Raw genomic sequence first — 12,009 nt, 5'->3', positions numbered from 1 at the left:
AGCGCCATGGCCGTGCGAACGCATAATCCCGCAGCGATCACGCGTTCGGGATTGCCCGAAAGATCGTGCTCGAAAAAGTGCTCTGACCCCGAATTTTGTCAAAAAAGGGGTCTGACCCCGAATTTGAGTAATTGCTTCAGGCGGTCAGCGCCTTGCGCAGCCAGGCCAGTGTCGCGTCGCCGATGCCCGGCCCCATGCGCAGCAGGGGTTCCGTCGCGGTGGCCTTGCGGAAGGCGTCGACGTCCTGCGGGTCGGTGCCGACCATGTCGTGGAACAGGGCCATCCACTGGCGTCCCAGGTCGCGTGCGCGCGGACCCGTCGCGTCCGGATCGGCCTTGATTTCGGCCTGCACCTGCGCGATCAGGGGCGTCCACTCCTCGCCACGCGCGGCGATGTGGCGGCGCATGCGGTCGAGGACTTCCGGCCGCAGATACTTCGCCCACGTGTCGAATTTCAGTTCGCCGACGGCCGCCTTCACGTAGCCGAAAATCTGCGCAGGCATGCCGACGGCGTCCTGTTCGCGTTCGACCATCGCGTTCAGCTTTGCCTGCAGCGCCGCGTCGCCTCCGGTGTCGCGGTCGAATGTCTGCAGCCAGCGCAGCGCAAAAGCCTTGGCGGCATCCGAGCCAGGGGGCACCTGCGATTCGATCAGGCCGCGCACCTGTTCGACCATCGCCTGCCATTGCGCCTGGGCGGCGTCGCTGCGGACCATCGGCAGCCGTTCCAGTTCCTCCTTGGTGAAATAGCGTTCATATACGTTCATCATGTCCATGGTGTTCTCCAGTGTGGTGAGCCACGTGGACAGGTCCGGCGCGCTGCCGCGCACGAGTTCTTCGCGCACGCGCAGCAGCTGGTCGCGCAGGCGCCTGGCTTCCGCCATGCGCGTTTCGAGCGCTTCCAGCTGGCGGTCGACGATCGCCAGCGGCGAGCCGGCCGGACTGTCCAGCGTGAGGGCGATGTCGGCGAGACTCAAACCGAACGCGCGCAGGGCCTGGATGCGGTGCAGGCGGGCCACGTCGTCGCGGTCGTAGAGCCGGTAGCCGGCATCGGAACGCGCGGAAGGACGGAGCAGGCCGATGCTGTCGTAGTGGTGCAGGGTGCGCACCGTCAGGTTGGCCAGCGCGGCCAGCTCTCCTACTTTCAGCATCGTTCGTCTCCGTTCTTCAGCGTGCGGCCAGTCTCGGGCCTCACGTTAGGTGAGGGTCAAGCGGTATGCGCCTCGCGCAACGCGCGCGCCTCATGCCACAGCGTGACGAACAAGGTCATCACGACAGGCCCGACGAACAGCCCGATGAGACCCAGTGTCTCGACGCCGCCGAGGATGCCCAGCAGGACGGCGACGAACGGCAGCTGCGTCGCATTGCCGATCATCGCCGGCCGCACGAAGTGATCCGCGATGAACAGGATGACGGCGCCCCAGGCGAGGATCGCGATCGCCGCGATCGTCGCGCCCTGGTACGCGAGCAGCGCGGCGGCGGCGCCGAAGGCGAGCGGGGCGCCGAACGGGATGATGGCGAGGATGCCCGTGGCGGCGGCCCACAGCACGGCCGACGGCAGGCCCGCGACCTGGTAGCCGATGCCCAGCAGGACGCCTTCCGCGAGGCCGACGAGCACGAGCCCGTTGACGGTGGCGCGCACCGCGACGGGCACCTTCAGCGAGAACAAGGTCCAGCGCCGCGTGCCGATCAGGTGGGCGCCGATGGCGTCCGTCTGGCGCTGCAATGCGGCGCCGTCCTTGTAGAAGAAGAACAGGCACAGGAAGGCGAACAGCATGTCGACGAGGCGGTGCATGACGCCGCTGCCGACGCGCTTGAGGACTTCGCTCGCGGTCTGCATGCGGCCGACGGAGCCGTCCTGCAGCAGGTGCGCAAGGCCGTGCGGCTGGCCGAGCGTGGCCAGCCACCAGTTGTAGATGGCGTCGCCGGCGAACGGGATGCGGTGCAGCCACTCGGGCGCGGCGAGGCCTTCCGTATTGGCGCTCGCGACCAGCTGCGCCAGTGCGGGCGCCTGGCGCGCTGCCGACGTGACGCCCAGCGCGAGGGGCGCGATGAACACGATGGCGACGATGAGGGTGACGAGGGCCGCCGCGGCGATCGTGCGCCCGCCCAGCGCCGTGCGGACGCGCGCGTACAGCGGCCACGTGGCGATGCACAGGATCGCGGCCCACAGCAGCGGCAGGATGAAGCGCTGCGTCACGAACAGGGCACACAGGACGATCGCCAGCGAAAAGCCGGCGCTCATTACATCGCGTTGGTTGTCGGTCATTGAACCTCCGGTGGATGGGCCATCTTACCAAAGCGTCAGCGCCGGGTAAGTAGTGTTGCCGATTATTAAGTGGTCAACTTAAGCGTGTATTAACAGCAGGCGTCCGTGAGCTCGGCGCATATGAACCGTCGCCCCCCGCGGAGGCGGGGGCCCAATTTTGCATGCACAGCGGCAGCGCATAGAAACTTGGATCCCCGCCTGCGCGGGGATGACGTATTCGGCGGCCGCGGACAGCAGGCTCGCGAACGTGCATGTCGTCTGCAGGCGTTACAATACCGGACCTTCTTTCCATCTTTTCATTAGAGAACGCCATGGCCGTCAATTCCCCCCTGCCCGTCGCCGCCGAGCTGAAACCCGTCGCCGGCATCGAACTCGGTTACGCCGAAGCCGGCATCAAGAAGCCGAACCGCAAGGATGTGCTGGTGATGAAGCTCGCCGAAGGGGCGACCGTCGCCGGCGTGTTCACGAAGAACCGCTTCTGCGCGGCGCCGGTCCAGGTCAGCAAGGCGAACCTCGAAGCAGTGAAGGGCGGCGGCAAAGCGATCCGCGCGCTGGTCGTCAACACGGGCAACGCGAACGCGGGTACCGGCGAGCCGGGCCTGCAGAACGCGCAGGCCACGTGCGCCGAAGTGGCGCGCCTGCTCGGCCTCGACGCGCAGCAGGTGCTGCCGTTTTCCACCGGCGTGATCCTGGAACCGCTGCCGGTGCAAAAGATCGTCGCGGGCCTGCCGGCCGCCATCGCGAACCTGAAGGCGGACAACTGGTTCAACGCGGCCGAAGCCATCATGACGACGGACACGCAGCCGAAAGCGGCGTCGCTGACGACGACCATCGGCGGCCATACGGTCACGATGACCGGCATCAGCAAGGGCGCCGGCATGATCAAGCCGAACATGGCGACGATGCTGGGCTATCTCGCCTTCGACGCGAAGGTCGCGCAACCCGTGCTGGACGAACTGGTGAAATACGCGGCCGACCGCTCGTTCAACAGCATCACGATCGACGGCGACACGTCGACCAACGACTCGTTCATCCTCGTCGCCACGGGCGCGGGTTCGCTCGTCGTCGATTCGACCGAGAGCCCGGACTACGCAGCGCTGCGCGACGCCGTCACCGGCATCTCGCGCCACCTGGCGCAGCAGATCATCCGCGACGGCGAGGGCGCCACCAAGTTCATCACGATCACCGTGGAGCAGGGCCGCGACATGGAAGAGTGCCGCAAGATCGCCTACGCCATCGCCCACTCGCCGCTCGTGAAGACCGCGTTCTTCGCATCGGACCCGAACCTGGGCCGCATCCTGGCCGCCATCGGCTACGCGGGCGTCGACGACCTCGATACGGCGAAGCTCGACCTGTACCTGGACGACGTCCTCGTCGCCAAGGCCGGCGGCCGCAATCCGGACTACAAGGAAGAGGATGGCCAGCGCGTGATGAAGAAGGCCGAGATCCTCGTGCGCGTCGTGCTCGCGCGCGGCGAGGCGGATGCCACCGTGTGGACCTGCGACCTGTCGCACGACTACGTCTCGATCAACGCCGACTACCGTTCCTGAATCGATGAACCAGCTGGAAAACTTCCTGCACCGCGCCGAAGCCCTGCTGGCGCGCGTGGAGGCTTTATTGCCGCCCGCGGCACCGCGCGATCCGGATTTCCGCCACGGTTACGCCTACCGCTGGCGCAAGCGCCCGGGTGCGGGCAACATCAAGTACCTGCAGGCCGTGGCGCACACGGCGAACATCCGCCTGGACGACCTGCAGCACATCGGTCCGCAGAAAGAGCAGATCGAGCAGAACACGCGCCAGTTCGTGACGAAGCGTCCCGCCAACAACGTGCTGCTGACGGGCGCGCGCGGCACCGGTAAATCGTCGCTGATCAAGGCGTGCCTGAACCAGTTCGCGCCGCAGGGCCTGCGCCTGATCGAAGTGGACAAGGCCGACCTGGCCGACCTGCCGGACATCGTCGACCTCGTCGCGGGCCGGCCGGAGCGCTTCGTGATCTTTTGCGACGACCTCAGTTTCGAGGAGGGCGAGGCGGGCTACAAGGCGCTGAAGGTGGCGCTGGACGGCAGCATCGCGGCGCAGTCGGACAATGTGCTGATCTACGCGACGTCGAACCGCCGTCACCTGATGCCGGAAAAATTCTCGGACAACGCCGGCTACAAGCACGTGGCCGACGACGACCTGCACCCGGCCGAGACGGTCGAGGAAAAGATCTCGCTGTCCGAGCGCTTCGGCCTGTGGCTGTCGTTCTATCCGTTCAAGCAGGACGACTACCTGGACATCGTCGGCCACTGGCTGGCGAGCTTCGGCTGCACGCCGGAGCAGATCGAAGGCGCGCGCGGCGACGCGCTGCGCTGGGCACTGGGCCGCGGTTCGCGCTCGGGCCGCGTGGCGTGGCAGTTCGCCAAGGACTACGCGGGCAAGCTGCCGCCCGCGCCGGTACAGGAACAGGTCGATGTCTGAAGCCGTGGACAAGCCGGTCGACGTGGCCGTGGGCGTGCTGATGCGCCCGAACGGCGACGTGCTGCTGGGCCAGCGTCCGGACGGCAAGCCGTACGCCGGCTACTGGGAATTCCCGGGCGGGAAGGTCGAGTCGGGCGAGGACATCTTCCACGCGCTGCAGCGCGAATTCGTCGAAGAACTGGGCGTGAAGGTGATCTCGGCCGAGCCCTGGTGCTGCGTCGAACACGTGTACGAGCATGCGCACGTGCGGCTCTACTTCTACATCAGCCGCGCGTGGGAAGGCGAGCCGCAAAGCCTGGAAGGGCAGGCGTTCGCGTGGCAGGGCGCGTATGCCGTCAGTCCTCTGCTGCCCGCGACGATTCCGTTGCTCGAGTGGCTGGATCAGGTGCGGTACGGCGAGCATCCAGGTCATTCCCGCTCGAGCGGGAATCCATACTGAGAATCCGCAGTCGGCTACTGAGCATACTCGGGTTCTTCCGAAGTACCGAATGCCGAAGTTCAGCATGGGTCCCCGCCTTCGCGGGGACGACGGTCGCGACCAGTGCTGACGGTGAGCGGTTATTCTTTCGAGACGGATTCGTCGTCGGCGTCCCCGGGCGGCGCGCCGGGAATCGTGTATTTCTCTTCGGCCCAGGCGCCCAGGTCGATTTGCTTGCAGCGTTCGGAACAGAATGGGCGGAATTTGTTTTCCGGCTTCCATTCGACCTTCTTGCCGCAGGTGGGGCAGGATACGACGGTCATGGTGTGCTTCTAAAAATTGCAGAGTGTGAGTTCGAACGGGACGTCTTCTTCCAGCGGCTTCGGTTTCAGGTCGCCGCCCTGGGTCGTGAAGCGTACCCACAGCATGTACTTGTTGGCGGAAATCTCCGGGATCGCGCCGAGCGATTCGTCCACCGACAGGCGCAGCATCTGGTACATCTTACCTTGCAACATCTGCTGGTAGCTGCCGGACGAGGCGATCATCTTGACGGGGCCGCCGGAATTGCGCAGCAGGCGCAGCACGAGGGCCAGGGCCTCGAACAGCGGGGCCAGCGGGGTGAACCACGCCATGATGTCGGCGTGGCGCTGTTCGGTCGGGCGCCGCTGCCACGCGTGGTAGGACGGCAGGTCGAATTCGCAGGCCCCGCCGGGAATGATCGTGCGGCCGCGGATGCTCATCAGCCATTCGTTGTCGCGCACGTTCTGGCCCGTCTTGCCCTGGGCGTTGACGAGGGCGTTGCTGACCGTGTCGAGCTCGGCCAGCACGGCGTCGAGCATGTCCCTGGCGACGGCGGGATTGCTGCGGTAGCCCAGCAGGCTCTGCTTCTGGCGTTCGAGTTCCTGCAGCAGGTCGGACTTGAGGTCCGCGCGGCCCGCCACTTCCAGCATGTCGAAGATCGTCGCGAGCGCGACATGGTGCTGCAGAGGATGTTCTTGGGCTACAAAGAATTTGAACTTCTCGTACAGGTCCTCCAGCCGCAACAACGTGCGAATCCGCTCGTTGAATGGGTATTCATAGACGATCAAAATGTCATTCCTCTCATTCCCCTGAATGTAGGCTGGCGAGTAACCTCGTGATTCTGAACCATGATGCACAAAATTACAAACGCTGGCTTGACGGCACTGTTAATCTTGCCGCTTCATCAAGATAAACGCGGTGCAAGCGTTCCACTTGTGGCAACAGGGCGTCGATGCCGGCGTCGTTCAGGATCACGTCGTCCGCTTCTTCCAGGCGGCGCGCCCGCGTCACCTGGGCCGCCATGATGGCGCGGACCTGGTCTTCCGTCAGGCCGTTGCGCGCCATCACGCGTGCGACCTGCGTCGCCTCGGAACAGTCGATCGCGAGCACGCGCCCGACGCGCTCGCGCCATGTGCCCGATTCGATCAGCAGCGGCACGACGAAGATCGTGTAAGGACCATCCGCGAGCAGGGCGGCGGCGGCCGTCGCTGCGCGGATGCGGGGATGCAGGATGCCCTCCAGGCGGGCGCGCGCGGACGGGTCGGAGAACACGAGCGCGCGCATCTTCGCGCGGTCGAGGGCGCCTTCCGGCGTGGCGTAGTCGGGACCGAATTCCGCGATCAGCGCGGGCATCGCGGCGCCGTGCGGGGCCGTGAGGCCGTGGGCGATCTGGTCGGTGTCGATGACGGCGGCGCCGCGCGCGGCGAACAGGTCGGCCACGGTCGTCTTGCCGCAGCCGATGCCACCGGTGAGCCCTACCGCAAAACGTGAAGCTGTCTCCATGCGATCCTCGGGCCCGGCGCGAGGCTAGACCAGGTAACCCTGCGCGTAGCGGGTGAGTGGTATTCCGTACAAGAGTGCGATCATACCAGCCGCGGCGAGATACGGTCCGAAGGGAATTGGATTATTGCGGTCGCGGCGCGCGAACACGATCAGCGAGATGCCGACGATGGCGCCGACGACGGACGACAGGATGATAATGGTCGGCAGCATCGCCCAGCCCATCCACGCGCCCAGCGCGGCGAGCAGCTTGAAGTCGCCGTAGCCCATGCCTTCCTTGCCGGTGGCGAGCTTGAACAGCCAGTACACGGCCCACAGCGCCAGGTAGCCGGCCATGGCGCCGATCACGGCGTCGCGCAGCGGGACGATGGTGCCGTCCAGGTTCACGAGCAGGCCCAGCCACAGGAGCGGGTACGTGAGGTCGTCCGGCAAGGTCTTCGTGTCGTAGTCGATCAACGTCATTGCGATCAGGAAGTACGCGAACGCGAGGCTCGCGAGGCCCAGCCAGCCGCTGCCGAAATGCCAGACCAGCACGGCCGACAGCAGGCCCGTCACGGCTTCCACGATCGGATAGCGGGGCGAGATCGGCGCCTTGCACGCGCTGCATTTGCCTCTTAGGGCCAGCCAGCTGACGATGGGGATGTTTTCCAGCGCCGTGATCTGGTGGCCGCAGTGCGGGCAGGCCGAGCGGGGCACCATCAGGTTGAAGCGGTCCGGGTGCGGCAGGTCCTTGCCCGCTTCGTGCGCGATGTAGTTGTCGAGTTCGCGCTGCGCCATCACGGGCAGGCGGTACACGACCACGTTCAGGAAGCTGCCGATCAACAGGCCGAACAAGGCGGCGGTGAGGGTCGCGGCGAGGGTCGCCGGGGCGGCGAAGAGCAGGGTTTCCATGAGTACGATGATCCGGTGGGTGGCTGATTCCGTGGATCAACTATTCTAGGGGTTTTCCCGCGCTTTGGGCAGCATGGTGAGGCGTCCCCGCCACGTGTGGCGTCCCCGGCCCTATCCATTCTGTGGTTTGACGCTGTACATACGGCCGCTAGACTGGGCTGGCATTGCCCTCCTGTCCACAACACGAAAGGAACATCATGAACACGAAGCACTGCCTGGGTCTTGCCTTTGCTGCTTTGCTGCCGTTCGGTGCGGCCCATGGCGCCGCCTCGACGCCCCAGAAGGAAGTCGTCGCGAGCAAGGACGCGCCGGCCGCGGTGGGACCGTACTCGCAGGCGATACGGTCCGGCGGCATGGTGTTTCTGGCGGGACAGATTCCCATCGATCCGAAGACGGGACAGACCAATACCGGCACGATCGAGGAGCAGACCGCGCAGGTGTTCGAGAACCTGAAGGCGGTGCTCGCCGCCGCCGGGATGACGCTCGATAACGTCGTCTCGACGACGGTCTACGTGAAGGACCTGAACGACTTCGCGAAGCTGAACGCGGTGTACGCGACGTATTTCAAGGACAAGCCGCCGGCCCGCGCCACCGTGCAGGTCCAGCGCCTGCCGAAGGATGCCGCGGTGGAGATCTCGGCCATCGCGGTGCACTGACGCTGCACGATCAGGCCGCCTGCGGCTGCGCGATCAGGTCGAACAGGCGCTCCAGCGGCACCGGCCGGCCCGGCAGCCAGCCCTGCACGAGGGGACAGCCGAACTGGCGCAGATAGCCCAGCTGGGCATCGGTCTCGACGCCTTCCGCGACCACCGTCAGCTTCATGTGCCGGCCGAGGTCGAGGAGCGAGCGCACGATGGCGCAATCGTTGCGGTCGTACGGCACGCCGGCCATGAACAGCCGGTCGATCTTGAGCGAGCCGATCGGCAGGTTCTTCAGCAGCGACAGCGACGAATAGCCCATGCCGAAGTCGTCCAGGCCGATGCCGAAGCCGCGCCGGCGCAGTTCGCGCATGATGGCGATCGATTTGTCGGCATGCTTCATCACGACGCCTTCCGTCAGTTCGAGGCAGATGCCGCGCGGATCGACGCCGGCCGCCGCGGCGATCGCCGTCAGCCGGTCCGGCAGCTCGGCATCGATGAATTCCGGCGCCGCCATGTTGACGTGCACGCGCACGCCGCCCAGCCCGGCCGCGCGCAGGCGCGCGAGGTCGTGGCACGCCTGGCGCACGACCCAGCGGCCGATGTCGACGATCAGGCGGCTCTGTTCCGCCAGCGGAATGAACACGTTCGGCGGGACGATTTCGCCGTTCGGCCGGCGCCAGCGGATCAGCGCCTCGACGGCGTCGATGTCCATGTCGGTGGTCGTGCGGATCGGCTGGTACTCGAGGAAGAATTCGCCGCGCCGGATCGCGCAATGCAGGTCGGTCAGCAAGCCGATGCGATGGCCGGCGTCGGCCGGCGCGCCGTCGCCGCTGAAGCGGCTGGCGAGGTTGCGGCCGTTCCGCTTGCTGGCGTACATGGCCGCATCGGCCGCGTGCAGCAGTTCGCGCGTGCAGCCGCCGTGGTCGGGATACGTGCTGATGCCGATGCTGGCCGACACCGCGAGCCGGTGCTCGCCGTAGACGAAGCGGCGCCGCGCGGCGTCCAGCACGGACTCGGCGACGCGTTCCAGTTCCTGCGGCGTGACGCCGGGTGCCGACAGCAGCGCGAACTCGTCGCCGCCCAGGCGGCCGATGCGCCAGCCGGGCGGCGCCAGCGCGCGCAGGCGTGACGCGAACGTCGTCAGCACGACGTTGCCGGCGTCGTGCCCGAATGCGTCGTTGATGGGCTTGAACTGGTCGAGGTCGACGAACAGCACGCCGAACGTCTGCCCGGCCCGCGCGTCGCGGCACTGGCGGTCGACCTGGTCGTAGAAATGGGCGCGGTTGGCCAGGCCCGTCATCTCGTCCGTCTGCGCGCGCACGCGGATGCGCTCCTGCTGCGTCATGCGCTCGACGGCCTGGGCGATCATCGCGGAGATCGATTTCGCCAGGCCCGGCAACTGCGCGTCCGGCTGGCGTTGCTGGACGCTGAAGAATTCGAGCACGCCGGGCCGCATCAGGCACGCGTCCGACGCGACGAACGTCACGGGGAAGAAGTACGCCGACTGCAGGCCGCACGCGCGCGCCGCCTCCGCCCGCAACAGGTCGGCCGTGCCGCTCGCGTCCTCGATCCAGCGGGCCTCGCCGCTGTCCCAGACGGTGCCGATCAGGCCTTCGCCGGGCGCCATCGCCAGGCGCGCGCTCGCGGCCCGGAACGGCGCCAGCGCCTGCCGCGGCGCCTGCCATGCGTACCGGCAGCGCAGCGTGCCGGTGCGGTCGTCGAGCGCCCAGAATGCGCCCCATTCCCAGCCCAGTTCCTCGCACACGAGTTGCAAAATGCCGGTGACGGCGTCGTCGATGCTGTCGGTGCCCACCAGGTATTGCGTGAGCGCGAAATTGAACCGCTCGCGCGCGGCAGCCTGCCTGGCGGCCGTCACGTCGACGAGGATGCCGGTGGCGGACGTGCCGGTCTGCTGCAGGCGCAGCCAGCGCAGGCCGAATCCGTCGGTGCGCACGCGGAATTCGCATTCGGCGCCGCCGTCGCCTTTCCTGATGCGGTCGAGGGTCGCATGCACGAGGGCGCGGTCGTCGGGCTCGATGCGTGCGAGGCAATCCGGATGCCGGCCGGTGCCGAAGAACGATGCGGCCACGGCCGACAACGTGATGCGGCCGTTCACGGGGTCGAGCCACCAGCGGCCGAGTCCGGCCAGGCGGTCGCCCGCGTCGTCGTGGAGGGGAGCGATGTCGATGTTCTGCATGTAATGTCAGGCGTGCACCAGAACCGGACGGGCGGTGTCGATTTGCACCGAAACGGGCTGGTTGCCATCGTAGTATTGGACTAACCCGTACAATGCAAGTTACATGCCGGTGTTCGATCCGGCCTATTGGAGCCACCATGAAACGTCATCTCGTCCTGCTGTTGACCGCACTCGCCGCCGCCACCGCATTCGCCCAGACCACCGTGCCGAACCCGCTGGCACCGGACAAGGGCGCGCCGACCGCGCCGGCGGCCAGCAAGCCCGCGCCGAAGAAAGAAGCGTCCGGCGGCGGCGCGGGCAAGGTGTGGGCGAACAGCGCCAGCAAGGTCTATCACTGCGAAGGCAGCAAGTACTACGGCAAGACCAAAAAGGGCGAGTACATGACGGAAGCGGACGCGAGGGCGAAGGGCTATCACGGCGTGGGCGGCAAGACCTGCGCCTGACGGGCCGCGGGCCGTGCCGATACGCCCACCGCCGCGAGCACGAACGCGATGCCGGCAAACTGCCGTGGTCCCACCGGCTCGTCCAGCAGCAGGGCCGCCAGCAGCAGCGCGGCCACGGGTGCCAGCGCCGTGAACAATGCAGCCTCCGTCCCGCCGACGCGGGCCGTGCCCGCATACCACAGCAGGAACCCGCCGACCGTCGGCAGCAGCGCATAGTAGCCGACGGCGAGCAGCGCCGCCGGCGTCACGGCCGCCATCGAACCGCGTTCAGCCAGCGCGAACGGTAGCGACGCGGCGAGGCCGATGGCGCTCATCAGCGTCGACAGGGCGAGCGGCGATATCGCGATCCGCACCCGTTTATTCAGCAGGATGAACAGCGCTTCGCACAGCACGGCGCCGAAGACGAGCGCATTCCCCGTCAACGACCCGGCGCCGCGGCCCGCCGGCTGCAGCACGAACAGGCCGGCGCCCGCGAGCAGCACGGTCGCCATCAGCGCGGGCCGCGGCCGCTCGCCTAGCACGAGCACGGCCACGACGGCCGACACGACGGGCAGGGTGCCGAGGATGACGCCGGCATCGAGCGCCGAGGTCGCGCGCAGCCCGGCCATCAACAGCGCCGTGTACCCGGCCGTGCCGGCCAGCCCCTGCACGACGAGGAGGGCGCCGTCGCGCCAGCCCGGCCGCGGCAGGCGCTCGCCGGATACATGCAGCAGCACCAGAAAACAGGGTAGCGCGAGCGCGAAGCGCAGGGCGGTGGCCGTGAACGGCGGCAGGCCGGCGGCGGCGATCTTGCTGGCCACGACGGTGCTGCCGACGAGCACCATGGCCAGCGTCAGGTACCAGTAACCCAGGGTCTTATCGGACACGGCGTTCTCCTCGTCATCGACATGGGAA

Annotated in this window: 13 protein-coding genes; 5 read left to right on the top strand and 8 right to left on the bottom strand. The window is 67.2% G+C overall.

Annotation, left to right across the window (positions count from 1 at the left end; all coding sequences use genetic code 11):
• Positions 1 to 136 precede the first annotated feature (136 nt).
• Together ACEN9H_RS24895 and ACEN9H_RS24890 are read right to left on the bottom strand one after the other, a co-directional pair.
• Positions 137 to 1,147, bottom strand: a complete 1,011-nt coding sequence (locus ACEN9H_RS24895) for a MerR family transcriptional regulator (protein ID WP_413672459.1) — start codon at positions 1,145 to 1,147, stop codon at positions 137 to 139.
• Between the two features lie 56 nt (positions 1,148 to 1,203).
• On the bottom strand, positions 1,204 to 2,265 hold the full coding sequence (locus tag ACEN9H_RS24890) for an AI-2E family transporter (protein ID WP_056122856.1): 1,062 nt from the start codon (positions 2,263 to 2,265) through the stop codon (positions 1,204 to 1,206).
• Between the two features lie 311 nt (positions 2,266 to 2,576).
• On the opposite strand from ACEN9H_RS24890, the gene argJ reads away from it, so the two are divergent.
• The 3 genes from argJ to ACEN9H_RS24875 are packed head-to-tail and all read left to right on the top strand — an operon-like array spanning position 2,577 to position 5,164.
• Positions 2,577 to 3,815: a bifunctional glutamate N-acetyltransferase/amino-acid acetyltransferase ArgJ gene (gene argJ, locus ACEN9H_RS24885; protein ID WP_413672458.1), complete on the top strand. Its 1,239-nt coding sequence runs from the start codon at positions 2,577 to 2,579 to the stop codon at positions 3,813 to 3,815.
• A 4-nt stretch (positions 3,816 to 3,819) separates the two neighbouring features.
• Positions 3,820 to 4,725 (top strand): ATP-binding protein, encoded by a 906-nt coding sequence (locus tag ACEN9H_RS24880; RefSeq protein WP_056122862.1) that lies wholly within the window; start codon positions 3,820 to 3,822, stop codon positions 4,723 to 4,725.
• Positions 4,718 to 5,164: an NUDIX domain-containing protein gene (locus ACEN9H_RS24875; protein ID WP_413672457.1), complete on the top strand. Its 447-nt coding sequence runs from the start codon at positions 4,718 to 4,720 to the stop codon at positions 5,162 to 5,164. The genes ACEN9H_RS24880 and ACEN9H_RS24875 overlap by 8 nt, the downstream gene beginning before the upstream one ends.
• Before the next feature lie 119 nt (positions 5,165 to 5,283).
• Here the strand turns inward: ACEN9H_RS24875 and yacG are convergent, their stop codons facing one another.
• From yacG to ACEN9H_RS24855, 4 genes are all read right to left on the bottom strand, one after another.
• Positions 5,284 to 5,466 carry a DNA gyrase inhibitor YacG gene (gene yacG / locus ACEN9H_RS24870; protein ID WP_371763541.1) on the bottom strand — a complete coding sequence of 61 codons (183 nt, stop codon included), beginning with the start codon at positions 5,464 to 5,466 and terminating at the stop codon, positions 5,284 to 5,286.
• A gap of 9 nt (positions 5,467 to 5,475) precedes the next feature.
• Positions 5,476 to 6,231 (bottom strand): cell division protein ZapD, encoded by a 756-nt coding sequence (gene zapD, locus ACEN9H_RS24865; protein WP_056122871.1) that lies wholly within the window; start codon positions 6,229 to 6,231, stop codon positions 5,476 to 5,478.
• A 73-nt stretch (positions 6,232 to 6,304) separates the two neighbouring features.
• Complete coding sequence (gene coaE, locus ACEN9H_RS24860) at positions 6,305 to 6,946, bottom strand: dephospho-CoA kinase (protein WP_413672456.1); 642 nt, start codon at positions 6,944 to 6,946, stop codon at positions 6,305 to 6,307.
• Positions 6,947 to 6,970: 24 nt separating this feature from the next.
• Positions 6,971 to 7,834 (bottom strand): prepilin peptidase, encoded by an 864-nt coding sequence (locus ACEN9H_RS24855; RefSeq protein ID WP_413672455.1) that lies wholly within the window; start codon positions 7,832 to 7,834, stop codon positions 6,971 to 6,973.
• A gap of 197 nt (positions 7,835 to 8,031) precedes the next feature.
• Between ACEN9H_RS24855 and ACEN9H_RS24850 the strand changes: the two genes are divergently transcribed.
• Entirely contained in the window at positions 8,032 to 8,490 is a 459-nt protein-coding gene (locus ACEN9H_RS24850; RefSeq protein WP_413672454.1) for a RidA family protein, read from the top strand.
• A 10-nt stretch (positions 8,491 to 8,500) separates the two neighbouring features.
• On the opposite strand, the gene ACEN9H_RS24845 is transcribed toward ACEN9H_RS24850, so the two are convergent.
• A complete protein-coding gene (locus ACEN9H_RS24845; protein ID WP_413672453.1) occupies positions 8,501 to 10,672 on the bottom strand; it encodes a putative bifunctional diguanylate cyclase/phosphodiesterase in 2,172 nt (723 codons plus the stop codon).
• A gap of 137 nt (positions 10,673 to 10,809) precedes the next feature.
• Here ACEN9H_RS24845 and ACEN9H_RS24840 point away from each other — a divergent pair, with 137 nt between their 5' ends.
• Positions 10,810 to 11,115, top strand: a complete 306-nt coding sequence (locus tag ACEN9H_RS24840) for a hypothetical protein (protein ID WP_371768675.1) — start codon at positions 10,810 to 10,812, stop codon at positions 11,113 to 11,115.
• On the opposite strand, the gene ACEN9H_RS24835 is transcribed toward ACEN9H_RS24840, so the two are convergent.
• On the bottom strand, positions 11,085 to 11,981 hold the full coding sequence (locus ACEN9H_RS24835) for a DMT family transporter (RefSeq protein WP_413672452.1): 897 nt from the start codon (positions 11,979 to 11,981) through the stop codon (positions 11,085 to 11,087). The two genes, ACEN9H_RS24840 and ACEN9H_RS24835, sit on opposite strands and share 31 nt — an antisense overlap.
• Positions 11,982 to 12,009: the final 28 nt, after the last annotated feature.

This window comes from Massilia cellulosiltytica, from assembly GCF_047325105.1.
Lineage (GTDB): Bacteria > Pseudomonadota > Gammaproteobacteria > Burkholderiales > Burkholderiaceae_D > Telluria > Telluria orientalis.
The sequence above is the reverse complement of the archived record's forward strand: the minus strand, read 5'-3'. Positions and strand labels throughout refer to the sequence as shown.